At 68.1% G+C, this 23,978-nt stretch carries 21 protein-coding genes and 3 pseudogenes; 12 read left to right on the top strand and 12 right to left on the bottom strand.

Going from position 1 to position 23,978, the window contains the following annotated elements; all coding sequences use genetic code 11:
• Window positions 1–146 precede the first annotated feature (146 nt).
• The gene (locus VLF38_RS04935; RefSeq protein ID WP_325270169.1) at window positions 147–647 is read right to left on the bottom strand and encodes a MarR family winged helix-turn-helix transcriptional regulator; all 501 of its coding nucleotides are present in this window, start codon (window positions 645–647) and stop codon (window positions 147–149) included.
• A gap of 196 nt (window positions 648–843) precedes the next feature.
• Here VLF38_RS04935 and VLF38_RS04930 point away from each other — a divergent pair, with 196 nt between their 5' ends.
• Window positions 844–1,287 (top strand): DoxX family protein, encoded by a 444-nt coding sequence (locus VLF38_RS04930; protein WP_325270168.1) that lies wholly within the window; start codon window positions 844–846, stop codon window positions 1,285–1,287.
• A 70-nt stretch (window positions 1,288–1,357) separates the two neighbouring features.
• Window positions 1,358–2,122, top strand: a complete 765-nt coding sequence (locus tag VLF38_RS04925; RefSeq protein WP_325270167.1) for an isochorismatase family protein — start codon at window positions 1,358–1,360, stop codon at window positions 2,120–2,122.
• A gap of 239 nt (window positions 2,123–2,361) precedes the next feature.
• Here VLF38_RS04925 and VLF38_RS04920 read toward each other — a convergent pair whose 3' ends face one another.
• Window positions 2,362–3,375, bottom strand: a complete 1,014-nt coding sequence (locus tag VLF38_RS04920) for an NAD(P)H-quinone oxidoreductase (protein ID WP_325270166.1) — start codon at window positions 3,373–3,375, stop codon at window positions 2,362–2,364.
• 67 nt (window positions 3,376–3,442) lie between these two features.
• Window positions 3,443–4,732, bottom strand: a complete 1,290-nt coding sequence (locus tag VLF38_RS04915; protein ID WP_325270165.1) for an MFS transporter — start codon at window positions 4,730–4,732, stop codon at window positions 3,443–3,445.
• 310 nt (window positions 4,733–5,042) lie between these two features.
• Here VLF38_RS04915 and VLF38_RS04910 point away from each other — a divergent pair, with 310 nt between their 5' ends.
• The 4 genes from VLF38_RS04910 to VLF38_RS04895 all read left to right on the top strand — a co-directional run bounded on the left by VLF38_RS04910 (window position 5,043) and on the right by VLF38_RS04895 (window position 10,356).
• Window positions 5,043–6,320, top strand: coding sequence for a PucR family transcriptional regulator (locus VLF38_RS04910; protein WP_325270164.1), 1,278 nt, complete (start codon window positions 5,043–5,045; stop codon window positions 6,318–6,320).
• Window positions 6,321–6,419: 99 nt separating this feature from the next.
• Window positions 6,420–7,985: a long-chain fatty acid--CoA ligase gene (locus tag VLF38_RS04905; protein ID WP_325270163.1), complete on the top strand. Its 1,566-nt coding sequence runs from the start codon at window positions 6,420–6,422 to the stop codon at window positions 7,983–7,985.
• Window positions 7,986–8,129: 144 nt separating this feature from the next.
• Window positions 8,130–8,480 (top strand): UBP-type zinc finger domain-containing protein, encoded by a 351-nt coding sequence (locus VLF38_RS04900; protein ID WP_325270162.1) that lies wholly within the window; start codon window positions 8,130–8,132, stop codon window positions 8,478–8,480.
• A gap of 7 nt (window positions 8,481–8,487) precedes the next feature.
• Window positions 8,488–10,356 carry a GMC family oxidoreductase gene (locus VLF38_RS04895; RefSeq protein ID WP_325270161.1) on the top strand — a complete coding sequence of 623 codons (1,869 nt, stop codon included), beginning with the start codon at window positions 8,488–8,490 and terminating at the stop codon, window positions 10,354–10,356.
• Here VLF38_RS04895 and VLF38_RS04890 read toward each other — a convergent pair.
• Entirely contained in the window at window positions 10,341–11,528 is a 1,188-nt protein-coding gene (locus VLF38_RS04890; RefSeq protein WP_325270160.1) for an MFS transporter, read from the bottom strand. The genes VLF38_RS04895 and VLF38_RS04890 overlap by 16 nt on opposite strands.
• Before the next feature lie 110 nt (window positions 11,529–11,638).
• Between VLF38_RS04890 and VLF38_RS04885 the strand changes: the two genes are divergently transcribed.
• On the top strand, window positions 11,639–12,157 hold the full coding sequence (locus tag VLF38_RS04885; RefSeq protein WP_325270159.1) for a TetR/AcrR family transcriptional regulator: 519 nt from the start codon (window positions 11,639–11,641) through the stop codon (window positions 12,155–12,157).
• A 168-nt stretch (window positions 12,158–12,325) separates the two neighbouring features.
• On the opposite strand, the pseudogene VLF38_RS17360 reads toward VLF38_RS04885, so the two are convergent.
• The 5 genes and pseudogenes from VLF38_RS17360 to VLF38_RS04865 form a co-directional block, all read right to left on the bottom strand.
• A pseudogene (locus VLF38_RS17360) lies at window positions 12,326–12,776 on the bottom strand (lipase family protein).
• Window positions 12,710–13,402, bottom strand: a complete 693-nt coding sequence (locus VLF38_RS04880) for a hypothetical protein (RefSeq protein ID WP_325270158.1) — start codon at window positions 13,400–13,402, stop codon at window positions 12,710–12,712. Before VLF38_RS04880 ends, VLF38_RS17360 begins: the two are co-directional and overlap by 67 nt.
• 29 nt (window positions 13,403–13,431) lie before the next feature.
• A complete protein-coding gene (gene trhA, locus VLF38_RS04875; protein ID WP_325270157.1) occupies window positions 13,432–14,148 on the bottom strand; it encodes a PAQR family membrane homeostasis protein TrhA in 717 nt (238 codons plus the stop codon).
• Window positions 14,145–15,680 carry a glycerol-3-phosphate dehydrogenase/oxidase gene (locus VLF38_RS04870; RefSeq protein WP_325270156.1) on the bottom strand — a complete coding sequence of 512 codons (1,536 nt, stop codon included), beginning with the start codon at window positions 15,678–15,680 and terminating at the stop codon, window positions 14,145–14,147. Before VLF38_RS04870 ends, trhA begins: the two co-directional genes overlap by 4 nt.
• A complete protein-coding gene (locus VLF38_RS04865; RefSeq protein WP_325270175.1) occupies window positions 15,677–16,276 on the bottom strand; it encodes a TetR/AcrR family transcriptional regulator in 600 nt (199 codons plus the stop codon). Before VLF38_RS04865 ends, VLF38_RS04870 begins: the two co-directional genes overlap by 4 nt.
• A gap of 17 nt (window positions 16,277–16,293) precedes the next feature.
• On the opposite strand from VLF38_RS04865, the gene VLF38_RS04860 reads away from it, so the two are divergent.
• The 4 genes and pseudogenes from VLF38_RS04860 (at window position 16,294) to VLF38_RS04845 (ending at window position 20,775) form a co-directional block, all read left to right on the top strand.
• Window positions 16,294–17,856, top strand: a complete 1,563-nt coding sequence (locus tag VLF38_RS04860; protein WP_325270155.1) for an FAD-binding oxidoreductase — start codon at window positions 16,294–16,296, stop codon at window positions 17,854–17,856.
• A gap of 11 nt (window positions 17,857–17,867) precedes the next feature.
• Window positions 17,868–18,806 (top strand): diacylglycerol/lipid kinase family protein, encoded by a 939-nt coding sequence (locus VLF38_RS04855; RefSeq protein ID WP_325270154.1) that lies wholly within the window; start codon window positions 17,868–17,870, stop codon window positions 18,804–18,806.
• 18 nt (window positions 18,807–18,824) lie between these two features.
• A pseudogene (locus tag VLF38_RS04850) lies at window positions 18,825–19,478 on the top strand (alpha/beta hydrolase); the annotation flags it as partial.
• Window positions 19,479–19,482: 4 nt separating this feature from the next.
• Window positions 19,483–20,775: a condensation domain-containing protein gene (locus tag VLF38_RS04845; protein WP_325270153.1), complete on the top strand. Its 1,293-nt coding sequence runs from the start codon at window positions 19,483–19,485 to the stop codon at window positions 20,773–20,775.
• 432 nt (window positions 20,776–21,207) lie between these two features.
• Here the strand turns inward: VLF38_RS04845 and VLF38_RS04840 are convergent, their stop codons facing one another.
• Window positions 21,208–22,545 carry an SGNH/GDSL hydrolase family protein gene (locus VLF38_RS04840; RefSeq protein ID WP_325270152.1) on the bottom strand — a complete coding sequence of 446 codons (1,338 nt, stop codon included), beginning with the start codon at window positions 22,543–22,545 and terminating at the stop codon, window positions 21,208–21,210.
• A 166-nt stretch (window positions 22,546–22,711) separates the two neighbouring features.
• On the opposite strand from VLF38_RS04840, the gene VLF38_RS04835 reads away from it, so the two are divergent.
• Entirely contained in the window at window positions 22,712–23,125 is a 414-nt protein-coding gene (locus tag VLF38_RS04835) for a tetratricopeptide repeat protein (RefSeq protein ID WP_325270151.1), read from the top strand.
• A 14-nt stretch (window positions 23,126–23,139) separates the two neighbouring features.
• Here VLF38_RS04835 and VLF38_RS04830 read toward each other — a convergent pair whose 3' ends face one another.
• Both VLF38_RS04830 and VLF38_RS17355 read right to left on the bottom strand, forming a co-directional pair.
• A complete protein-coding gene (locus VLF38_RS04830; RefSeq protein ID WP_325270150.1) occupies window positions 23,140–23,625 on the bottom strand; it encodes a L,D-transpeptidase in 486 nt (161 codons plus the stop codon).
• A 33-nt stretch (window positions 23,626–23,658) separates the two neighbouring features.
• Window positions 23,659–23,877: pseudogene (locus VLF38_RS17355) on the bottom strand (peptidoglycan-binding domain-containing protein); the annotation flags it as partial.
• Window positions 23,878–23,978 lie beyond the last annotated feature (101 nt).

Below are 23,978 nucleotides of genomic sequence, written 5' to 3'. Positions count from 1 at the left end.
CGTTGGCGCATCCACCCAAGGTGGTCGTCCCACAAGGCATTCGTCCGACTTTCGTGGGCCAACCACGGCGCAAGCCGCGGCGCACCGCCCGCCCGGGGCGGAAACTGGCACGGGAGCCAGTCGGACAGGGCCTGTTCACACGGGCCTCAGGGAGCGATCCGCGTGTCGGCCGGTCGGTAGAGCGCGGTCATTCGACCTTCAGGATCGAGGCGCGCCAAGATCGAATCCCCGATCGTCGCCATCTGACGGATCTGCTGCGGCTGCAGATCGCCGAGCACGCGTGCGCGCACGTGGGTGACGTGGCGAGGGGCCGCCTCGGCCACGACGGCCCATCCGGGGTCGGTGAGGCGCGCGTTGGTAGCGCGGGCGTCCTCGGGGCACGGAAAGCGCTCGATGAGGTCGCGGTCCTCCAGGCGCCGTGCCACATGCGAGAGCCGCGTGAGCGACGCATTTGTCCGCTGTGCCAGTTCCGTCATGCGGAGGGTGCGGCTTGGCGCCTCGGAAAGCATCGCGAGCACGAAGTACTCGTAGTGGCTCAGTCCCGCGTCGCGCCGGAGTTGCGCGTCCAAAACGCCGGGAAGCAACTCTGTGATCGCAACTAGTCGCAGCCATGCGGACATCTCGTCGTCGGAAAGCCATTCGGTCATGAGGCAACTATGACTCGAATCACTTGACGCTTCAACCACATCCCGTCTAGGGTCGTACTTGAAGCTTCAAGTAAAAGGAACGGCATGGCGCGACATCCCGAGGGATTCGCCTTACGCCCGGCTTCGTCATGGTCTTCGGCCCTCGCGAGACCCATGAGACCTCGACACAACACTCATCAATGATCAAGGGACCCAGATGAACCTCCTCCACCCTCTACCTGCTCCCATCGCTGACCTGGGATTGCTCGCCGCCCGAGTGCTCACTGGCACTGTGCTGATCGCTCACGGCTGGCAGAAGCTCCACACCTACACGCTCTCCGGTACGGCCGCGTCCTTCAACGACATGGGTGTACCTAACGCCCGGGCCGCGGCGACGTACGCGGCGATTGCCGAGCTCGCGGGAGGCGCTCTCCTCGTGATCGGCCTGCTCGCTCCGGTCGCGGCGCTGCTCGTCGTGCTCGACATGGCCGGCGCCTTCTGGTTCGTGCACCGAGACGCCGGCGTTTTCGTTGCGGAGGGTGGCTGGGAGCTCGTCGCCGTCATCACCGCCGCAGCCATCGCGATCACCGCCGTTGGATACGGCCGCGTCAGCGTCGACCACGCCCTGATCGGGGCTCTGGATCGCCGAGCGAACGCCTGAACCCGTCCACGTTCGGGACCAGGTGTTCGCAGTTCACCACGCCAGTTCACCACCCCCTTGAGGAGAACCCATGTCCGAGACTCGTACTCCCGATGTCGTCAGCCCCATCACTGACCGACCGCTTCCGACACGTCGACGGCCGGCCGAGGCACGAGAGGCCGGTGCGTTCGGCTACGACAAGCCGACGATCGACAACTCGATCGTCCTGCTTATCGACCACCAGATCGGTCTGATGGCGAGCACCCGCGACACGACCAGTGCCGCGGAACTGAAGAGCAACGTCGTCGGCTTGGCCCGGACGGCGAAGGCCCTCGGCCTGCCGGTGCTGATCACGTCTTCGAACGCGCAGTGGCAGAACGGCGACACACTCCCGGAGATCAAGGAGCTCTTCCCGGACGAGCCGATCTACCGCCGGACCGGCATCATCAACGCCTACGAGGACCCGGCCTTCCGGGCGGCGTTCGAGAAGATCGTCGAGGAGACAGGTCGTCGGCACATCATCCTGGCCGGCGTCACCATCGGCACGTGCACGCTCTTCCCGACGCTGTCCATGCTCAACGACGGCTATCAGGTCTTCCCGGTCATCGACGCTGCGGGTGCCTGGAGTCGCTACGAGGCCGACGCCGCACTGGCCCGGATGACCGCTGCCGGTGCCGAGCCGGTGACGACGTTCGCCCTGGCCTGCGAATTGCAGGAGGACTGGAAGAGTGAGACCGCCAACGCCATGCTTGAGCCGTTCAACCAGAACCTGTCGGAGTACGGCTACGTCCTCCAGAACTTCTGGAACAACATCGGTACGCCGGTCGTCCCTGACCCCTTTGGGATGAAGGGCTGACAACCAAGCAACCTCTGTTGAGGGCCCGGAGCGCCAGTCGCTCCGGGCCCTCCTGTGCGACGGCGTCCGCCTTGCTACGTGGAGTCATCGCCGATTGCCGCGACGCCCAGCCGTTGCTTTCCAGGTACTGGCTGGCGGAATGTCGTGAGGGACGGCACGCATGGACGGGCGCTCCTGTCGCGCGGACACCGAGGCGCTCGGCGGCAGGGCGGGCCGCGACGAGGTCGTGCAACGTGCGATCATGCGGTGGCGTCCAGGACGATCTTGCCGATGTGCTTGCCGGCCTCCATCATCCGGTGAGCGTCAGCTGCGCGGGCCAGTGGAAAGACGTCGTGGATGACGGGCCGGCAACGGCCGGCGTTGAGCGCCGGCCAGACCTTGGCCCGCAGGTCGGTCGCGATCACGGCCTTCTCGTGAGCGGTGCGAGACCGCATCGTCGATCCGGTCAATGTTGCCCGCTTCAGTGCAATGGCGAGCAGGTTCACCTCAGGTGCGACCTCTCCGCCGAGATAGCCGATCGACAACAACCGCCCGTCCTTGGCCAACGCCGCCAGGTTGCGCTGCAGGTAGGCGCCGCCGACGATGTCAAGGATGACGTCGACGCCCGTCCCGTTGGTCCAGTCGTGTACCGCGTCCAGGAAGTCGCATTCGCGGAAGTCGACTGCGGTCTCAGCGCCTAGTTGAAGCGCGGCCCTGCACTTGTCGTCGCCGTCGTCAGTGGTGATCGCGCGGATGCCGAACTCCTTGGCCAGCATGAGCGCGGTCGAACCGATCCCGCTGGTGCCGCCGTGGACGAGGAGCGTGTCGCCGGACTTGGCGCGACCGATGTGAAAGACGTTGGCCCAGACGGTGAAGAACGTCTCAGGGATGGCGGCGGCATCGACGGCCCGAAGACCGTCCGGCACCGGCAGGGTCTGCGAGGCCGGCACGACGCAGTACTCGGCGTACCCTCCGCCTTCGGTCAGACCGCACACCGAGTCGCCGACGGTGACCGAGGTGACCTGATTGCCGATGGCGACGACTTCACCGGCGATCTCCAGACCGGGCGTTGGATTCACCCCCGGTGGCATCGGGTATTCGCCCATGCGCTGCATGACGTCGGGCCGGTTCACGCCGGCGGCCTCGACGCGGACGAGTACTTCGCCGGCTCGGGGAGTCGGGACCGGAGCGGTGCGGGGTTGCAGCACCTCCGGCCCGCCTGGCTCGATGATGACGATCTCGGTCATCTCATCCGGAATCTCGTACGTCTGCATGCTGGCCTCCAGTGTGGGCGCGGGGTCGGAATGGCTGCAGTTGTTCGGGTGGCAACTGCGCTCGGGATCAGGCGAGTGTTGAAACCGGATCGGCCCCGATAGCGGTGTCCCGGGTCTCCTTCAGCCCCAGCAGGCAACAGGTGCTGAGGATGCCGAGGGCGGAGAGGAAGCAGGCGAGGCCCATGCCGCCGTAGGCCTTGACCAACGGGTCCGCGACGACGAGGGGGACCGCCCCGCCGAGGATTCCGGCCAGGTTGTACGACATGCCAGCGCCGGTGTAGCGGTATCGGGTCCGGAAGAGCTCCGGAAGGTACGCCGCTGCCGGACCGTACGGGATGGCGAGTACCAGCATCAGCACGCTCAGGGCGATGAAGAACGACACCGCGCTACCCGGTTCCATGATGGCGAAGGCAAGGGGGCCAGCAACCACTCCGAAGCTGGTCCCGGTCAACAGCACACGCCTCCTACCGACCCGGTCAGACCAGATCGCCGAGCCGATGACCCCGATCGACAGCACCGCCGAACCGACGATGTTCGCGACGAGAATGGTCTCCTGCGTCAGTCGGAGGACACCGCCTTCACCCTGTCCTGCGTAGCTGGTGAGGAAGACGATCGCGATGTAGAAGGACCCGAACGTCATCGAGAGCAGACCCCCGCCCAGGAGAATCTCGCGCCACTGGTCACGCAGCGCGTCGGCGAAGGGAAGCCTGACCTGCTCGCTGCGGGCCATGGTCTTCGCAAACGCGGGCGTCTCCGCGATGTTGAGCCGGACCCAGAGGCCGAGCAGGATGAGCACGGCGCTCGCCAGGAACGGGATGCGCCACCCCCATGCGGCGAAGCTCTCCGGGCCCATCAGAACTCCTGTGACCAGGAAGGTTCCGCTGGACAGTGCCACGCCAAGGCCCGGACCGAGTTGCGGAAACATGCTGTACCGGCCGCGCGTACCGTGGGCTGCGTACTCGGAGGTGAGCAGCGCCGCGCCGGCCCATTCGCCACCCAAAGCCAGTCCCTGCAGCGCCCGAAGCGCGACCAGGAGCACCGGGGCCGCCGCTCCGATGGCATCAGCGGTCGGCATGAGGCCGATCGCGAAGGTCGAACCACCCATCAGAAGAAGGGTGGTGACCAAGGTCTTCTTGCGCCCGAGGCGGTCGCCGTAGTGGCCGAACAGGATGGCGCCGAGCGGGCGGACCACGAATGCGACGCCGAAGGTGGCGATTGACGCCACCGTCGCGGCGCCGCTGCCCAACGAGGGGAAGAAGAGTGGGCCGAACACGAGCGCCGCAGCCGTGCCGTAGATCAGGAAGTCGTAGAACTCGATGGTCGTGCCGACCAGCGACGCTGTCGCGATCCTGCTCATCGATTGCGGCTGCGTCCTTGAAGTTGCGGACTCGGGGACAGATGGTGTCGTGGTCATGGATGGCCCTCACGTTCGGTGGCTTCGCCGAGGCACCCGGCGTGTTGTCGTGGTCCGCGGCCAGGAGACGGGATCGGCTCCGGGCTGCACTGCCGACTATTCCGATATGTGACGCCCGACACACGATGGTCATGCGCCAACCTCGGAGCGCCTGTCTTGTGGTTGATCCACAACCACCGCCTAGAGTGCGGGTGGGGCCTGCATCCACTTGGTCTGCTGCGAAGGAACCGATCCATGTCCGATGGGAGATGCCATGAACGCTCGTTCGGGAAAGCAGAGCGACGCGGCGGTGGATCCACGCGTTCACCGCATCATCGACACCGTGCGGTCATCGTTCGATGACCTCGTGGCCACCTGTGTGGACCGCACGTGGGCTCAGGTTCCTGCCTATTCCGCGAGTGCTGACCATGACCTCCGAGATGACCTCAGGCTGCACATAGATGCAGTCTTCCGCGCCGTCCTGGCCACGATTTCGGAAGGGCGGCCGGCCCGCCGCTCGGACTTCCCCATCACCGCTGCCCAGGCGACCAGACGAGTGAGGCAGGGAGTCTCGCTCGCCGATTTCCTGCAGGCATTCCGCCTCAACCAGGTGACGTTGTGGGAAAGCGTGCTGAAGGCCGCCGGGTCGGACCTGGCAACACGCGATGCTGCGCTGACGCTGGCAGCCCACGTCATGCAGGTGATCGAAGTGGGCAGCACCGTCGCCGCAGAGGCCTATGTCGAGGCCCAGCAGCTTCAAGTCGCCGAGACGGACCGGGTGCGGCGAGACCTCCTCGAAGACCTCCTCGCCGGGCGGGAGGTGGCCCCTGGGGCCAAACAGGCGATGCTACGAATGGCCGGACTCGAGTCCTCTACTCAGCTCGTGGTCGCTTCCGCTGTGCCGGTGGGCGACCTGGTCGGTGACCAGAGCCTGCGGGACGTGGTCTACGCCGCAGGGCGCGAGCTGGGTGGCGGCTATCGGGGGTTTGCGGTGGTCCGACACGACGAGGTCATCGGCGTCTCGCCGATCTCGGCGGGTGGTGCGCCGGCGGTCATCGAGAGGTTGCAAAAGGCGCAGCGCCGCCTTTCCCGCCAAGGGATTTCCCTCGCAATGGGCATCAGCACGGTGCATACCGGGCCGTCGGGCGTGGCCGAGGCCTACAGCGAAGCCAGCGCTGCGCGTGACGGCCTGGGGGCCGAGCCGGGGGTCCTGGCGCTTCCTCTGGTGTCCAGCTTCGAATACCTGGTGCTGCGTGACGACCCCACAGCGCGGCGCCTGATCAGAACCGAGATTCGCCGCTTCATCGAGGAGGACCAAGCACGGGGTGGGGCGCTCATCCAGACTCTGCTCGAGTACGTTGCCTGGGACCTCAATGCGAAGATCGCTGCCGAGAAGCTGCACATGCACGTCAACACGGCTTACTACCGGTTGGACCGCATCGCTGAACGGACCGGGTGCGACCTCCGCAAGTTCGCAGACGTTCAGGAACTCGTGATCGCTATCCGCCTGCTCTCCGGTCAGCCCAAGCGACCGTCTCAGGTAGACGGTTAGTAGGCACGCCACTAGTGGGATTGTCGCTGAGCCACTATCACGCGCAACTGCTCTCGCATCACTGTTGGGTCCTCGAACATCGACGCGACGGAGATGCGCATGCTCAACCTTGCTGTTCTTCTCGAGGACTCGGCCCGTGAACTGCCGGGTCGAGATGCTGTCGTGGAGGGCGAGACACGGCTGAGCTACGCGGAGCTGGACGCTTCAGCCAACGAGGTTGCCCATGGCCTGATCCAGCGTGGCATCAGGCCAGGGGATCGGGTGGCACTGAGCTGTCCCAACACCGCAGCGTTCCCGATCGTGTACTTCGGGGTGCTGAAGGCAGGCGCCACGGTGGTGCCTCTGAACTCGTTGCTTACCGAGCGCGAGGTCGCCTATGCGCTCACCGATTCGGGGGCCAAGGCCTACTTCTGCTTCGAGGGCAGCGACGACCTTCCGATGGCCAGAATCGGGCTTGCGGCCTACCAGAGCGTGCCCGGCTGCGAGACGTTCGTCCTGATCACAGCCGACCCAACCGCTACATCGCCGATTGCCCTCGTTGACTCCCTCGCGGAGTTCCGGCACGGGCAACCTGACGTCTCCTCTGGCGTCCAGACCCGTGAGACGGATACGGCGGTGGTGCTGTACACGAGCGGAACGACCGGGGCGCCGAAGGGAGCCGAGCTGACTCACAGCAACCTGGTCCACAACGCGCTGATGGCTGGTCGGCTGTTCGGGCACCATCCGCACGACGTGCATCTCGTCGCGCTGCCCCTGTTCCACAGCTTCGGGGCGTCAGTGCAGATGAACGCTGGTCTTGCCCACGGAGCGACATTGGTGCTCATGCCGCGCTTCCAACCCGAAGCAGCGCTGTCGCTTCTGGGGAGGGAACGCGTCACCTTCTTCGCGGGTGTTCCCACGATGTACTGGGGACTGCTCACGTGCGAGACCTCGGACCGGTTTGACCTCGAGAGGATCGCAGAGACCCTTCGGGTGAGCGTTTCTGGTGGTGCCCCGCTTGCTCTTGAACTGCTCAAATCCTTCGAGGAGCGCTTCGGGGTCCCGATCCTCGAAGGCTACGGTCTCTCGGAGACGAGCCCAGTGGCTACGTTCAACCGGTCGGACCGGCCGCGTCGACCGGGCTCCATCGGACTGCCCGTATGGGGTGTCGAGGTCAAGATCGTTGACCACAAAGGCGTGGAGACGAACCCGGACGAACCGGGGGAGATCTGCATCCGCGGCCACAACGTCATGAAGGGCTATCTCAATCGCCCGGACGCGACCGCGGCGGCGATCGACGATGAGGGCTGGTTCCACACCGGCGACATCGGCACCCGCGACTCCGAGGGCTACATCTACGTGGTTGACCGGCAGAAGGACATGATCATCCGGGGTGGGTTCAACGTCTATCCCCGCGAGGTGGAGGAGGTTCTCCTCACGCATCCTGACGTCAGCCTCGCTGCCGTCGTCGGCGTGCCACACCCGAGCCATGGCGAAGAGGTCAAGGCATTCATCATTCGCAATCCGGACGCGACGATGAGCGAGAGCGAACTCGTGTCGTGGTGCAAGAAGAACATGGCGGCGTACAAGTACCCGCGCATCGTCGAGTTTCGAACAGAGTTGCCGATGACGGCCACCGGAAAGATCCTCAAGCGCGAGCTGGCGAAGGAGTGCGCACATGGCTGAGACCGCTGGATCGCGTTCCTCTGCCGCGAGTGATGGAGGGCCGGGACGGGGCCGGATGTCCAGGACGAGCCGTACACGCCGTTTGTCCAGGGCATCGATCAGCGACGCCTGCCAGCTCGCCCCCGGAGAGGTACCGTGACAGGCGTGAGCCAGGAGAAGCCCGACCTCGACGTCAACGTTCCGGCGAGTGGCACAGGCTGCGCGGAGTGTCTCGCCAGTGGCGGCTGGTGGGTGCATCTGCGGCGTTGCGCGCTCTGTGGGCACGTGGGCTGCTGCGACACCTCGCCGTCTCAACACGCCTCCGCACACCACCGGGGGAGCGGCCACCCGTTGATTCAGAGCTTCGAGCCCGGTGAGGACTGGTTCTACGACTACCGCGACAAGCAGATGTACGAAGGGCCTCGGCTGGCTGCCCCTTCCAGTCGCCCCGATGACCAACCGGTGCCGGGTCCAGCGGGCCGGGTGCCGGCCAACTGGCGCGACCTGATCCACTGACATGTCCGTGGAGGAGACCTACGACTTCGTCGTGGTCGGCTCGGGCGCCGGAGGTGGCCCCATCGCTGCCCGCCTTGCGCTCGCTGGCTACGAGGTGCTGGTGCTCGAGGCCGGCGACGATCACGCGTGCCCCTACTACTCGGTTCCGATCATGCAGGCCTACGCCAGCGAGGACCCGGACATGCGCTGGGACTTCTTCGTCCGCCACTGGACTGACGACGAACAGCAGCGCGCGGACCCGAAGTTCGTGCCCGCTCGCGACGGGGTGCTCTATCCGCGGGGCAGTACGCTCGGTGGGAGCACCGCAGTCAGTGCGATGGTCACGATGTTTCCCCAGGACCACGACTGGCAGCGGATCGCCGACGTCACGGGCGACCCGTCGTGGGCGCCGGACGCGATGCGGCACTACGTGCAGAGGCTGGAGGCCTGGCAGGGTGTGGATGCGCAGCCTCTTCCCGGGCAGGACGGCAGGCAGCGCGACGCCGGGGCAGCGCACGGACGCGAAGGCTGGCTCGGAACCACTCGCGCGGACCCGCGGCTTGCGGGACGCGAGCCCAAGTTCCTCGATGTCATTGAGGCGATCGAGGAGACCAGCAGGGCGCGGTTCGCGATTCCGGCTGAGGTCTCGCTCCCACGTGACATCAATGCCGCGGACACCCCCGACGACTTTCAGGGAATGTCGTTCATCCCGGTCGCAGTGCGCGATGGCCAGCGAAATGGGAGCAGGGAGCGGCTGAGCGATGTCGCCGCTGCGCATCCCGATCGGCTCACTCTTCGGCTGGGCTGTCTGGCGACGCGAGTCGTGTTCGACGGGGACCGTGCGGTCGGCGTCGAGTACCTCGCCGGCTCCCGGTCCTACGGCGCCGCGCCCGAGCAGCGTTGCGGCGGTGGAACGGAGCGGACGGTGATGGCAGGAGGGAAGCGGCTCGTCCGCGCTCGTCGCGAGGTGATCCTCGCGAGCGGTGCCTTCAACACCCCGCAACTGCTCATGCTCTCCGGGGTCGGCCCCGCAGACGAGCTCGTACGGCACGGCATCAGCGTGGTCCGGGATGCCCCGGGAGTTGGTGCCAATCTGCACGACCGGTACGAGGTGTCGGTGGTGGCTGAGCTCGAGGAGGAGTACGCCCTCTTCGATGGTGCCGAGATCGACGTACCGGCCGACGAGGCGGAGGCGGACGCGCTTTTCGCGGAATGGCGCGACTCAGCCGACGGGCCCTACACCACGAATGGGTCGTTGGCCGCCCTGGTCGCGCGATCGGCAGCGGCTGGCGATGATGGACCCTCGGATCTGATCGTCTTCGCGTTGCCGATCGACTTCCGCGGCTACTACCCGGGCTATGCCCGCGACGTGGTCCGACATCACGACCGGTTGTCTGTGGTGGTGCTCAAGGCACACACCGCAAATCGGTCTGGACGCGTGATGCTGCGCTCTGCCGACCCGCGGGATGTTCCCGACATCGGGTTCAGCTACTTCGAGGAGGGCTCGTCCGGTCACGAGAAGGACCTCGCCGGGGTCGTAGAGGGTGTGCAGATCGCCCGCGACATCCTGGATCGGATGCGCACTGGGGTGCGGCGCGAACTGGTTCCCGGTGAGGGGGTCGTGTCGGATGAGCAACTGCGCGAATTCGTTCGTGATCAGGCTTGGGGTCACCACGCGTGCGGCACCGCGAAGATCGGTCGAGCCGACGACCCCGAGGCGGTGGTGGACGGGTCGTTCCGGGTGCACGGTCTGCGAGGTCTGCGAGTCGTCGACGCCTCAGTGTTCCCGGACATTCCTGGCTTCTTCATTGCTGCCGCGGTGTATCTGGTCAGCGAGAAGGCCGCGGACGTCGTGCTCGCCGACCACATGGGCGGAGCAGGTCAGCCGGCCACCTGAATCGGCGCCGTTCGCCGTGTGCGGGTGGCAATGACACCCAATAGCGCCGCCGTTACGAGTAGCGCGGAGTACCCCTCGAGCGAGGCCGTCAGGCCTAGCGACCGGGACGCGATTCCCGCGCCGACTGCAGGCAGACTGAACGCCAGATAGCTCACGACGTAGATCGCGGCGAACAGTTCCGCGCGTTGTGCAGGATCGGCAAGCGGGCCGAGCTGCTGAAGAGTCCCTGCGAACGCGCTGCCGAAGCCGGCGCCAGCCAGGAACGTGCCACTGAAGAAGAGGGCAGGGGAGGCGAAGGCCGTCGCGCTGAGGATCAGAGCGGCGCCGACGGACAGACTGGCCGCGCCCAACTCGGTCACGACGGAGGCGCTGAGCCGTTGGAGGAAGAGCGGCGCCAGAGCGCCCGTCCCGTTGAGAAGAGCGATCGCCACGCCCCCGGCCATCGGAGAGTCGATGTGGAAGACCTCATGCATCGCTGGGGGGACCAAGGACAGGTACAAGCCACCCAGCGCCCACACCGCGAACGTCGCCGGGATCGCCGCCACGAACGTCGACCGGGCCGCCGCAGGCACAAAGACCCGGGGGACAAGCGACTTCCACGCACCAGGCCGACGCGCACTGGTCTCGGGCAGGAGCGTGGTCAGAAGGGCGGCGATCACGAAGAAGGCAGCGGACCCGCCGAACGTGACCTGCTCGGGGTTGTCCAGCTCCCGGATGGCCCAGCCGCTGGCGAGTCCACCCGCAGCGAGGCCCGCCAGCGGCGCGAATCCGTTGACCAGCGACCCCGTACGACGTCCTGCGGGTGCGGCTTCAAGAATGGCGGCGGCCAGAGCCCCTGCGGCGATTCCTGTCGCGAGGCCTTGCACCGCACGGGCAACCAGGAGCGATGCCACTCCATCGGCAACCAGGAAGAGCATCATGGCCGCCGCCTGGGCTGCCAAGGCCGTGATGATTGCAGGCTTCCGTCCGACGTGATCGGAGATCGCTCCCGCAATCAGCAGCGCGAGGAGCAGCGTCACTGCATAGATCGCAAACACCACCGTCAACATCGCGGCGTCGAAGCCCCAGCGGCCCTGGAACAGGACGAGAAGCGGCGATGGCGCAGCTGCCGCTGCGAAGAAGGCGAACAGCTCGCCAGCGTACAGAGGCAGTGCCAGGGGTCGTACGGCCACAGGAAGGGTCCTTTAAAGCGAAGAACTTTGCATTTATCCTCAATGCTGTGCCCACACGATCTATTCCGCGCACCCGTCCAGGCGGCCGCAGCGCTCAGGTTGCTCGGCTAGTGGGAGACGCCCTCGAGGAGCTGTTGCGGGAGAGCGGCGGTGAGACGCCCAGCCTTCCGGTCGTCGCAGGCCGGGCTGGGGTGAGCCCCTCGACGGTCTACCGGCGCTGGGGAGATGCCGCTTCGCTGGTTGCGGAAGTCGCTGCACAGCGGCTGGACCCTGCGCGCCCTCTTCCCGACACGGGGTCGCTCGAGGAGGACCTGGCCCTGTGGGCGAGCGAGGTCTGGGACCACTGGCGCCGACCAGCGAAGACCGCGATGCTGCGTGCCGCGGCAGCGGTGTCTGAAGGAACGCCCAACTCCTGCCTCAGGGACAGGCGCGCCGAGGCGGGGGCGATCATCAGTCGGACGCTGGGAGCAGCATCCTTCGACCCCACGCCGGACCAGGTTGTCGATCACGTCATCGCGCCGATGATCTACCGGTTGGTCTTCGAGACCGCCACCGCTGACGGTTCTGTCCCTCGTCAGCTTGTTCGCGAGTGCATGGCGCTCGCCGCATCGGAGGCCGGCAGAACCTAGCCGCGTGGACGGACCACGGGGTGCCGCGTTGTCGTCATCTCCGAAGCAGCGCGGTGCAGGTATGCCTGCACGTGACGGGTTGGCCGGTGATCGAGAGATCACAGCCTCCGCGGGCCGTCACCGCGGAACCGGATGATGGCGGATACGTGGTCAGTTCCTCGAGGCTCTTCAGGCGACGGAGACCTTCCCGGCTAGCGTGCTGTTGCACGACGCGTGCCAGACCGGGTACGCCTGGCATAGCCCGGCCACGACCAGCGCCGGTGGGCCGGCGAAGCTGCCTCCATTGAGCTTGATGAAGGCCTCGCCGGGGTCACCGACCGGAGAACCCAGAACAGCGCCCACGATGGGCAGTTCCGGCGCGTAGTGGGGGCCATCTCGGCAGCCCATGCCGTTGCCATGCCGCCACCCGAGTAGCCGAAGAGGCCAATCTCAACGGAGGGACTCAGCCCGAGCGCAGCGCCGCGAGGGCGGCGCGAACCCCGTCCAGGACACGGAATCCGGGCTCACGTGGCGCCCCGAGGACGCCCGCGCGACCCTCGTGGTAGGCGAGGCTCACCGCGAATCCGCGCCGCACCAGATGCGCCACCAGGAGGACTCGACCTGGGGGACTGCGCCCCATGCCCGTGCGCCGACACGGAGCGCATACGACCGGAAGCAGCGATCGGAGATCGCGTCGATCGCGCACTGGTAGGCGATCAGGCCGCGGGGTGTGGAGCGAGGCAGGACGACGGTGGTCACCGCGACCTCGGGGCGGTCGTGGAGGTCGTTGCTGCGGTACGCCACCTGCCACGCCGTCAGGGAGCGTTGCGGCAGGAATCCCATGAACCCGAGCCGCACCTTCCGGATGCGCACGACGGAGCCGGGGAGGAGCGACTCCAGGTCCGCCGGGGCGTCGTAGAAGGGGTCGCTCCGCGGGCGCAGGGCTTCGTCCGTTGCTCGTCGGTGGGCGTGGGGTCGGGAGGCGCCATGCCGCGTCGGGCGTCGTCGGTCCCCTCGGGTCGGGTCGTCATGAAGCCGTCTTCCCGCGCCGGGGGTCGCATAGCACGTGGGTTCCTTTGCGACACGCGTCGTACGTCGGTGCTTGCGTGGTGCGCGCGGCCGGATCCCGGCCTGGACGTAGAGGAGGACAGCGGTCCCGGGATTTTCGCGGCCGCGATACTGCCCGTCGCCGTCGCCGTCGCCGTCGCCGTCGCCGTCGCCGTCGCCGTCGCCACCGCTGGAGTTGGGGTCCATGGGCAGAGCCACGTCGATCTCCTCGGAAGGGTCGGAGGGTTCTAGCGCAGCGAGTAGGTGGCGATCGATATCGCGACGTACTGGGCCGCGAAAGCGAGGACGGTGCAGAGGTGGAAGATCTCGTGGAAGCCGAACCACGTCGGCGACGGGTTCGGTCGCTTCGCGGCGTACACGAGCCCGCCGACCGTGTACAGGACCCCGCCCGTCGCGACCAGGGCGAGCACGGTGACGTTCACCCACACCGGGAACCGGTCGGCTCCGTCGAGCACCTGTGGCAGGAAGATCACGGCGATCCATCCCAGCGCGATGTAGAGCGGGGTGAAGAGCCAGCGCGGTGCGTCGACCCACGCGATCCGGAACACCAGACCTCCGAGGGCACAGCCCCAGACGATGCCCAGCAACCAGGCGCGTGCCGCGCCGTCGAGGTAGAGGAACCCGAACGGCGTGTAGGTACCCGCGATGAAGACGTAGATGTTGGCGTGGTCGAACCGGCGCAGGAAGGCCCAGGTCCTCGAGCTCCACGTGCCCCGGTGGTAGAGAGCGGACACGCCGAAGAGGAGCAGGGCGCTTGCGGCGTACACCGACGATCCGAGCGTCGTCAGCCCGGTGGGGGAGAGAACGATCAGGACGGCGAAGGCAGCGGTGAGGAGAGGGATCGCCCCCGCGTGCATCCAGCCACGGAGCCGCGGAGGCACCTCGGCCAGCTTGTCCGCCATCACGGCGGCAGCCGCATCCACCTTGCTTCGGGTGTCCCTCATTGCGAACCCGAGGACTGGTCGTCGCTCAGGCGGGCGTGGGCCAGCGCCAGCGCCCGCGTTGCGAGGGGAACCGCCTTCTCGCGGTCCTCGGGCACCAGTCCTACACGGGTACGACGGTCGAGCAGGTCCTCGACCGTGACAGCACCCTCGTGGGTCACACCGAAGACGAGCTCGGCAAGGGTCACCCCGCCCGGCCCCGGGCTCACGAGCTCCTGCTCGGTCAGTCCGGTGGCGCGGACGCCCTCGTCGATCACCATGGGCGCCTGCGTTCCGAATCGACGTACGAGCCGCTCGGGTTCGCCGAGGGTCGCGAGGACGGCACGCGGTGCAGCGCCGAGGAGCGGAATGTTCCTGGTCCGACACGGCGTCCTGGTCAGACCGGTGGCGTCGACCGCGTCCTGTGCCATCTGGCGGTACGTGGTGAGCTTGCCGCCGACGACCGTGACGACACCGCTGCCCGAGGTCAGCACGGCATGCTTCCGTGAGAGGTCCGCAGACGCGCCGGCACCCTGCAGCAGGGGGCGCAGGCCGGCGAAGGCCCCGATGACGTCCGAGCGCTGCAGGGGCACCTCGAGCGCCGCGCTCACGGTGGTGAGAAGGAAATCGATCTCGGAGTCGCTGGGGGACGGGACGTCGGGGATCTCCCCCTCGACGGGCTCGTCGGTGAGGCCGATGTAGATGACGCCCTCTGGCTGCGGGAGCGCGAAGACGAACCGGCTGGTGCTTCCAGGGACGGGGACCGTCAACGCCGAGCGCAGGCCGGGAATCGTCTCGGCCCGGAGGACGACGTGGGTGCCGCGGCTCGGCGTGAGGCGCACCTCGCTCACCAGGTCGCCCGCCCACACGCCGGCGGCGTTGACGACGCCTCGGGCTGCGACGGAACGGGTGGCCCCGGTGAGCTCGTCTCGCAGCATCACGGACGTGCCCGTCGCCTCGAGGACCCTCGCCTTCGTACGGACGTTGGCGCCGTATGCCGCTGCCGTTCGTGCGAGGCAGACAACGAGTCGGGCGTCGTCCTCGAGCTGGCCGTCCCAGTTGACCAGGCCGCCGCGAAGACCCGCAGACCTGACCGCCGGCGCGAGTTGTGCGGCAGCGGCACGAGAGACCCGACGCGGACGGGGGAGTGTCTCGCGGTGGGTACCTGCAGTCAGCCTGAGGATGTCGCCTGCTCGAAAGCCGAGGGAAGCGAGAGTGGCTTGCTTGAACGAAACGCCGGGCGTCAGGGGAAGGAGCCAGGGCAGGGCGCGCGTGAGGTGCGGAGCGGTGCGCTCCATGAGGATGCCGCGCTCGACGGCGCTCTCGTGCGCGATGCCGACCTGGCCGGAGGCGAGGTAGCGCAAGCCACCGTGAACGAGCTTGCTCGACCACCGGGAGGTGCCGAAAGCGACGTCGTGGGCGTCGACTGCGAGCACGCTCAAGCCGCGCGAGGCTGCGTCGAGCGCGACACCGGCGCCGGTGACGCCGAGGCCGATGACGACCAGGTCGACGGCATCCGGGGCGCCATCGAGGCCGGCAATGATGCGGGGGGTCATGGCGTTAGGTACCTCCGAACGAGTTCCCTGAGCTCCTCATCGAGGGCATCGGGTGTGACGAGGTCGTCGGTCATCGTGCCGATGGACAGCGCGTGGCCGTGGGCCGCGAGCATGATCGTCCGCGCGAGCAGCTCGGGCTCGCCAGCACGGATCGTTCTGTCGGCCTGGCACCGCGACAGCTCAGCTACGAGCAGGTCCAGCAGGGCGTCCTGTGAGCGGCCCCGTCGGTAAAGCAGGTAGGGGAGTAGCCATTCCGGATCGAGGTCGACGGCGCGCCGGAAGAGATCGTTGTCGCGCAGTGCGGCCACGGTGCCGGCCACGCTCGCGGCGATTCGGTCGGGGCTGTTCGTCACGCTGTCGGCCGCCGGCAGGACCGTCGAGACGACCTCGGCCCACTCCTGGGTCATGAGGTCGGCAAAGAGCGTGGTCATGTCGGGGTACGTGCGGTACACGGTCATCCGCGACACACCTGCGCGGTTCGCGATGTCGGTGAGCGTCGTGCGCTTCCAGCCCACCAGGAGGACGCACTCTCGGGCCGCAGCCAGCAGCCGTTCGGCGGTTGGCACCGGCTCATCCTTGTTACGATCTGACGACATGTGTAACACTGTAACGCATGACGCTTGAAATGCACCCCCAGCGGTGGGGGAACCCCGCCGAGGCTTCGTCGCTCCCCGACTCCGTTCGCGCTCTCGTCGACGCCTTCGTCGGTACGCGCGACACGCCTGCGGTGAGCGAGGTGGCCCTCCCCGCCCCGGGCCTCAGCGGGCACGTCCTCGGCGCGCTGCGGTCCGCGCTCGGCGACGAGGCGGTCCTCACCGACGACGAGACGCGACGACTCCGCACGCGGGGCAAGTCGACGCCCGACCTGCTGAGGGCGCGAAGCGGCGACCTGGTCGACGCCCCCGATGCCGTCGTTCGACCCGGCTCCCACGACGACGTTGTCGCCACGCTCGCGTGGGCCGTGGAGCAGGGGGTCGCCGTGGTCCCGTTCGGTGGGGGCACCTGCGTGACCGGCGGCCTCGCGGCGCGCCGCGACGGCTTCAAGGGCCTGGTGAGCCTCGATCTGGTGAGGCTCGACCAGCTTGTCTCGGTGGACCTCGTCTCGATGACCGCGGTGCTTCAGCCCGGCATGAGGGGGCCGGCGGCGGAGTCGGCGCTGGCCGAGTACGGGCTCACCCTCGGTCACTTCCCGCAGTCCTTCGAGTTCGCCTCGATCGGCGGCTTCGCGGTGACGCGGTCCAGCGGGCAGTCCTCGGCCGGCTTCGGTCGGTTCGACGACATGGTGGTGGGGCTCCGCGTGGCCACACCGATCGGCGAGCTGCGGGCAGGTTCGTCGCCAGCCAACGCTGCAGGCCCTGACCTGCGCGAGGTCGTGATGGGTTCGGAGGGCACGCTTGGTGTCGTGACCGAGGTGACCGTGAGGGTCCGGCCGGTCGCCGAGGAGAAGGTGTACGAGGCGTGGTCCTTCCCGACCTTCGCCGAAGGTGCCGAGGCGATGCGCCGGCTCAGCCAGGACCGGATCCTCCCGACCGTGCTGCGGCTCTCCGACGAGGCCGAGACCATGGTCAACCTGGCGAGCCAGAGTGACATTGGCGGTGACGGTGTGACCGGCTGCCTGATGATCGTCGGTCACGAGGGGGCCGCCGTGGCGGATCACCGCGTCCGGGTTGCTACGGTCCTCACCTCCCTGGGCGGCACGAACCTGGGTGAGGAGCGGGGCGCTGCCTGGGTGGCAGGGCGTTTCCACGCGCCGTACCTGCGGGACTCCATGCTCGACGCCGGCGTCCTCGTGGAGACCCTTGAGACGGCCACCTTCTGGTCCAACCGTGAGCGCCTCTACACGGCCGTGAAGTCGGCACTTGAAGCATCGCTCGGCGCGGGTGCCTTGGTCCTGTGCCACATCTCCCACGTCTACGAGACCGGGTGCTCCTTGTACTTCACCGTCGCCGCCAGGCAGGGCGACGAGCCGCTCGAGCAGTGGCTCGCGGCGAAGGCCGCTGCCTCAGACGCGATGATCGAGTCGGGTGGAACGATCACGCACCACCACGCAGTGGGAACCGACCACAAGCCGTGGCTCGCCCGTGAGATCGGTCCCGTCGGCGTCGCCATGCTCAGGGGGCTGAAGGACGCGGTCGACCCGACCGGCATCCTCAACCCCGGAGTGCTGATCCCGTGAACGGTTCTCCCATGTCCTTCTCCTTCCTGGTCAATCCGACCTCTGGCGGGGGATCCGCGGCGGACGTGGTTGCTCCGGTGGCACGGATCCTGCGGGATGCGGGAGCCGTCGTGGAGGTGACCCGCTCGCCCGGGCCGCAGCAGACGGATGCCATCGTCGGTGCGGCTGTGGAGCGGGGTGATGTCTTTGTCTCCGCTGGGGGTGATGGCATGCTCTCCTCGATCGCCGGAGCGGTGGCACGTCGCGGAGGGACGCTGGGGATCATCCCTGCCGGTCGCGGGAACGACTTCGCGCGCATGCTGGCGTTGCCGAAGGCGCCGGATGCCCTTGCCGAGGTCTTGCTGCGGGGTGTGCCGACGGCGATCGACCTGCTCTCCCTCCGTCTGGGCGACGACGACCCGCGCATGGTCGCGGGCTCGGTCTACAGCGGGGTGGACGCCGTCGCGGGGGAGGTGGTCGACAAGGTCCGCTGGATGCCGCGCAAGCTGCAGTACCCGTACGCTGCGGTGCACTCGCTGGCCACCTACAAGCCTGTGCGGGTGCGCGTCGCCGTCGACGGCGAGATCCACTCCTTCCAGGCAGCGACGGTCGTCGTAGCCAACTCCAAGTACTACGGCTCCGGCATGAAGATCGCGCCGAGCGCGGAGGTGGACGACGGGCTCCTGGACGTGGTCGTCATCGAGGCGGCGAGCCGACGAGGACTGATGCGGTCCTTGCCCAAGGTGTACGACGGCTCGCACGTCGACCACCCCGAGGTGCACGTCCTCCGTGGACGCTCGGTCACGGTCTACGGGAATCCGCCCGTGCCCATGGGCGGCGACGGGGAGCCGCTCGGCCAGCTGCCCGCCTCGGAGCAGGAGGCAGCGCGGATCGAGATCGTGCCGCAAGCTTTGAACGTGCTCCTGCCCGCGCGCGAGGTGTTGCAAGACTCGGGTGGCCCGGAGTCATGACCGCTCCTCGCCGTCGACTACAGGCTCGTTCCCGAGTGTCCATTCCCCGCGGGTTACGAGGACTGCCTGGCCGCGTTGCGCTGGCTCGTCGCCAACCCCGGGGCCGTCGATGCGGACCCGAAGCGGCTGGCCGTCGGTGGCGACTCCGCGGGCGGCAACCTCGCGGCGTCGGTTGCGCTGTCGGCTGCCGCGGAAGGAGTGCCGCTTGCGCTCCAGCTGCTGATCTACCCGGCGACGTGGCCCGGGGGCCGTTCCGGATCCCACGACCTGTTCGACGACGGGTTCTACCTGACCGGGCGCTGGCTGGACCTCTGCCAGGGATGGGTCGCTCCCAATCCGTTGGCCAGGAGCGACCCCCGTCTCGCCGTCGCTCTCGCGGAGGTATCGGCCGGCACGGCACCGGCGGTCGTCGTCACCGCCGGCTTCGATCCACTTCGGGACGAGGGACGGGCGTACGCAGCGAAGCTCGCGGAAGCAGGCGTGCCGACAGAGCTGGTCGAGTTCCCCGACATGATCCACAGCTTCTTCAACCAGGTCAGCGCGGGAACGGTGGCGCCGGCCCACAATCGGGAGATCGCGTGCCGGCTTGCGGCAGGCATGGACGTACGACGCGTCGGTGTCCGTGTCGAAGCAGACGCGCAGGTCCGTCGTGAACCCGGCAGAGAGGAATGAGGCGATGGTGAGCAGCACGGCCGTCAATTCGCTGGACGAGGTCTTCATCAACCTCGCATCGAGGGCGTTGATGTCAGTCCACCTCGAAGTTCGGGTGACGGGGCAGATCGACGTCGACCGGCTGGCGGGTGCGATCCGATCCGCGCTCAGCATCCATCCCATGGCCCGCGCGCGGCTGGCTCCGACGAGCTGGTCGGCGCGCCGGCTCCAGTGGGAGATTCCCGCACACGCAGACCATGTAGCGGTGTCCGTGACCGACGAGCCGATCGATGTCGTCCGCTCACGACTGCTCTCACGTCAGCCCGACCTGTACGTCAGTCCTGCCTTCCTTCCGGTCGTCGTTCGTCACCCCGAGGGTGACCACCTGGTGCTTAACCTGCACCACGCGATCTTCGACGGCATGAGCGCCCTGCGTCTCCTCCGGAGCATTGCCCACGCGTATGCCGGTGAGTTGGACCAGCCTGGCGGGCCGGAGCTCGAGATAGCTCGTGACCTGACCAGCCTCGTCGGGGCACGCAGCATGAAGGACCTCGCCCCGCGTGCGGCGAAAGTGGGTAGGGACGTCCTCGACCGTGCCCGGCTGACCCGTGTCGCCGAGGACGGCGGCGACCCCGGCGACGCGAGCTTCGCCGTCACTACGCTGCGGCTGGCCCCGGACGAGACCGAGGCTGTCCTCCGGCGACGGCCGACGGGGGCGACCGTCAACGACATCGTGCTCGCTGCGCACACACTGTCGATCCTGCGGTGGAACCGTGCACACGGTGCCAGGCTCGGAGATCGTGTCTCCACGATGATGCCGGTCAATCTGCGCCCCACCGAGTGGGCGACGGAGGTGGTCAGCAACTTCGCGAGCTACCTCGCGATCATGATTCCGACCAGCGTGCCCGACGACCTCACCACAGCGACCGCCATGGTTCGCGAGCACACCGCACCGGCGAAGGAGAACGGCGCAGCAGGGTGGGTCGTGGACCTGCTCGAGCCAGGCAACATCGTCCCGGCTATCGCACGCAAGGCCTTCGCCGGCCTCCTCCCGCTCGTGGAGAAGCACTTCATCGAGACGACCGTGCTCTCCAACGTCGGCCGGGTGGAGCTCCCGGCGTTCGGTGATGCTGGCGAGGTCCAGGAGGTCTGGTTCACCCCGCCGGGGATGGCGGTCTCGGGTCTCATGCCGATCGCGGTCGGCGTCGTCGGCGTCGGACGGGAACTCTTCATCGCCTTCCGCACGGACCGTCGGGTTGTGAGTGACGCCGCCGCTGCCGAGTTCGCGGAGCTGTTCCGAGCGACGCTGACAGGCTGAGACCGGGCCCCGCGCGAGTGCGGGACCCGGTCTCGCTGCCGGGCGTCAGACCGTCGAGCAGTTGGACGTCGCGCCCTCCCCGCGGAACCGCGCCTCCAGGAGGGCGAGGGCGTACGGATGGAAGCCGAATGCTCCGCTGACGTGTCCGTGGGGTCAGTCCTGCGCGGAAGGACACTGCTGCGCCCAGGTCGCACCACCGCCGTGTCATGTCACGGCCGGCTGCGTAGGCCACCACGTCATCGGTCGGGCTGTGGTAGGTGGCAACAACTTCTGGGGCATCCAGACGTTCGCCCGTGATGGAACCGAGTACGTCGCGTCCAGCGACCGTGACTACGGCCTGGTGATCTTCGAGTACACGCCTTGACCCGTAGCTGAACCGGCGAGGCCCGACCCGCGGTGACGCAGGTCGGGCCTCGTCGGTCGCTCAGGGCGTCACGGTCGACGAATGGGGCTCGACCAGCTATAGGTCCGCGTCCAGGTCAAGCCGTAGGCACGGACGATGACCCGTACGGAGACGTACTTCCCGAGCCAGGCACGTCGCAGGTAGAGGGACCGATCCTGGCTGACGAGGACACCGTTGATCCGCCAGCGGCGGCTCACCGAGCAGACCGCGGGTGAACAGGTCGGGCGCGGCACGCCGACGCGGTGCCAGATGACCGGTCGACCGCGCTTGGCGTACCAGGTGATGGCGGGCGTGGTGGTCGTGCTCGTCCTCGCTGGTGCCGTCGCCGTCGCCGTCGCCGTCGCCGTCGCCGTCGCCGTTGCTGTCGGCGTGGGCGAGGAGGTGCTGGTCGCCGTCGGCGTCGGAGACACCACCGCTGCCGGGGCGGTCGTCGGGCTCCCAGTCGGGGTGAGGACGTCGCTCGGGGATGCGGTCGCAGCGGGCGAGGCGCTCACCGTCTCTGTGACGCTCTCGGTCGGCGTCGGCGTCGCCGTCGTCGGTGCAGCTGCTTCCACCGGACCGACGAGCTCCACCAGCGCGTCGCGGACCACCTGCTGCTCGACGAGTCGCGGGTGGAATGGCGTCGCCACGCCCCACGTCCCGGTCTTGCCCTGCATCCAGGGGTCGACCGAGCAGATGTCGTGGCCGGCACTCCGGTCGAAGAGCTCGATGAAGTCGGTCCCTGCCTGCTCGGCGCCTGTGCGCATCGCATCGGCAAGTGCCCGGTTCCGCGCACGGGCGAGCGGGATCTGCTCGGCGGGGAGGAGGAGCTCCTCGCACCACCCGGAGGCGGGGTAGAGCGCCGGATAGCCGACGACCACGACACGCGCCGTCGGGGCGATCGCCCGGATCCGTTCGACGTTCTCCACGACGTTGGACCGGATCCGGTCGGCAGCGGCGGCGTCGTCCATCGGCCAGCCCACGATCATGTTCCAGAAGTAGTCACCGTCGTTGGCGCCGAGCCCGAGCGTCACGAGTGCCGCATCCTCGGTCAGCGCGTCGAGCTGCGGCCCCTGCACGAGCTGGCCGTTGCTGTCGTACTGCGCCGCGCTCAGGTGGCGGCTGCTGGCCGCCGAACAGGTGACGTCTCTCAGGGCGAGCCCGAGGTCGGCGGCGGTGAGGTGCGCGTAGTTCTGCGTCGAGCGGGAGCAGGCGGTGCCGGCGACGTACGACGGCACGCCGGGTGCCGACGCGTACGAGTCGCCCAGCGCGACGTACGTCGATCCGGTGGTCAGGGCGGACGCTGGCGTGGAGGCAGCCGCCGTCACGACCGGCACCGCAAGGACAGCGGAGACCAGCGCGGTCACGGCCAGCGCGGCACGGCTCATCAGAAATCTCTCCGAGTCGGACGCGGCCGAGTCCGCCCAATGGTGAGCAGCAGTTTCGCACGACCTGTGCCGTCGTACGGCAAATGGCCATCGCTGCTCACCAGTTCCTGACCACGGCCGTGACACTCTGGGGAAGAGGACGCATCCCGACGGCGTTGGAGACCGTGTGAGCGAGGACTTCGAGATCCAGGCACCTGCCCTCATCTTCCCGGGGCAGCTGGCCCCCGAGCGCGCGTACGGCGCGGCCTACGACCTGCTGGTCAGGCGCGAGCCTGCGAAGGCGCTGGAGCTCATCGATGCCGCGCTCGAGGACGAGCCGACGAACCGTGGACTCCGGTCACTGCGCGCATGGGCCTACCTGATGCGTGCCCAGCTCCAGAAGGCGGAAGCCGAGCTGCGGGTGCTCGTAGAGGAGGTCCCCGACGACGACTGGGCGCGCCACGCGCTCGGCCGCGCGCTCGAGCGGCAGAGCAGGTACGCCGACGCATTGCCGCACCTGCGCCTCGCGGCCGCGATGACCGGCGACCCCGAGCACGACGCGGCCGTGCTGCGCGTCGAGCGCCACCTGATGGGGCTCTGAGCCGACGGCCCGAGTCAGGGCTTCACGACGACGGTGACCGCGCTCTGGGTGAAGTCCCAGATCTCGCTCGCGGTCCGCGCGCTCACGCGCATGCAGCCGTGCGAGGCCTGGAGGTTCGTCCCGAGCAGCCAGTCGGCGTGGATCTGGGCTCCGTTCGACTTGCGGACGGGGATCCGGTGGAAGCCCACACCGCACAGGTTGGTCCGCAGCCGGGTGAAGTGGTCGAGGCGGAGCGTGCCGCTGTAGTCGCTGTTGTAGCGCACATGGGCGGGTCGCCCGCACACCGAGCCGGTCCGGTAGGTCCCTGAGGACCACACGCTCGGGTTGTCGATGATGCCGCCCTGCCAGCGGACCGTGCCGTCGCTGCGGACCAGCCACACGTAGTTCTGGGTGCGGGAGACGACGATGCGCTTGCCGGAGCCGGAGTACGCCGGGACCGGACGCCGGTCGCACCGCACCTTGCGGGTGGCTTCGAGCTTGCGCCAGGTCGCGGTGGTCATCGTCCCGGTCTGGGCGAGCGCGTTGGCAGCCTGGAACTTGATGATCGCGGCCTTGGTGCGCGTGCCGGCGACGCCGTCGACGACGCCCGCGCTGCAACCGAGGTCGTTGAGACGCTTCTGCGCGGACCGGATCGTCCGCGGCGGGAGCGGTGTCGTGGTCGGGGTGGGCGTCGGGGTGGTGGTGACCGTCGGCGTCGGGCTCGGGGTGGTGGTGGTGGTGGTCGTCGTCGGCGTCGCGCTCGTCGTGGTCAAGGCGGTGCTGGCCGGGGAGCTGGTCGAGGTGCTGGCCGAGCTGGTGGACGTCGACGCGCTCGGCGATGCGGAGGTGGTCGCCGTCGTGGACGAGCTGGCGG

Origin of the sequence: Nocardioides sp. (assembly GCF_035481145.1) — a bacterium.
Classification (GTDB): domain Bacteria; phylum Actinomycetota; class Actinomycetes; order Propionibacteriales; family Nocardioidaceae; genus Nocardioides.
Note: the sequence above shows the minus strand (reverse complement) of the source record. Positions and strands in the feature narration are given on the sequence as shown.

Bases quoted from the DNA above. Each gene is read 5' to 3' on its own strand.
- VLF38_RS04935 (WP_325270169.1), bottom strand. From the start codon at position 647: ATGACCGAATGGCTTTCCGACGACGAGATGTCCGCATGGCTGCGACTA.
- VLF38_RS04930 (WP_325270168.1), top strand. From the start codon at position 844: ATGAACCTCCTCCACCCTCTACCTGCTCCCATCGCTGACCTGGGATTG.
- VLF38_RS04925 (WP_325270167.1), top strand. From the start codon at position 1,358: ATGTCCGAGACTCGTACTCCCGATGTCGTCAGCCCCATCACTGACCGA.
- VLF38_RS04920 (WP_325270166.1), bottom strand. From the start codon at position 3,375: ATGCAGACGTACGAGATTCCGGATGAGATGACCGAGATCGTCATCATC.
- VLF38_RS04915 (WP_325270165.1), bottom strand. From the start codon at position 4,732: ATGAGCAGGATCGCGACAGCGTCGCTGGTCGGCACGACCATCGAGTTC.
- VLF38_RS04910 (WP_325270164.1), top strand. From the start codon at position 5,043: ATGAACGCTCGTTCGGGAAAGCAGAGCGACGCGGCGGTGGATCCACGC.
- VLF38_RS04905 (WP_325270163.1), top strand. From the start codon at position 6,420: ATGCTCAACCTTGCTGTTCTTCTCGAGGACTCGGCCCGTGAACTGCCG.
- trhA (WP_325270157.1), bottom strand. From the start codon at position 14,148: ATGAGGGACACCCGAAGCAAGGTGGATGCGGCTGCCGCCGTGATGGCG.
- VLF38_RS04870 (WP_325270156.1), bottom strand. From the start codon at position 15,680: ATGACCCCCCGCATCATTGCCGGCCTCGATGGCGCCCCGGATGCCGTC.
- VLF38_RS04865 (WP_325270175.1), bottom strand. From the start codon at position 16,276: ATGTCGTCAGATCGTAACAAGGATGAGCCGGTGCCAACCGCCGAACGG.
- VLF38_RS04860 (WP_325270155.1), top strand. From the start codon at position 16,294: ATGACGCTTGAAATGCACCCCCAGCGGTGGGGGAACCCCGCCGAGGCT.
- VLF38_RS04855 (WP_325270154.1), top strand. From the start codon at position 17,868: ATGTCCTTCTCCTTCCTGGTCAATCCGACCTCTGGCGGGGGATCCGCG.
- VLF38_RS04845 (WP_325270153.1), top strand. From the start codon at position 19,483: ATGGTGAGCAGCACGGCCGTCAATTCGCTGGACGAGGTCTTCATCAAC.
- VLF38_RS04840 (WP_325270152.1), bottom strand. From the start codon at position 22,545: ATGAGCCGTGCCGCGCTGGCCGTGACCGCGCTGGTCTCCGCTGTCCTT.
- VLF38_RS04830 (WP_325270150.1), bottom strand. From the start codon at position 23,625: ATGACCACCGCGACCTGGCGCAAGCTCGAAGCCACCCGCAAGGTGCGG.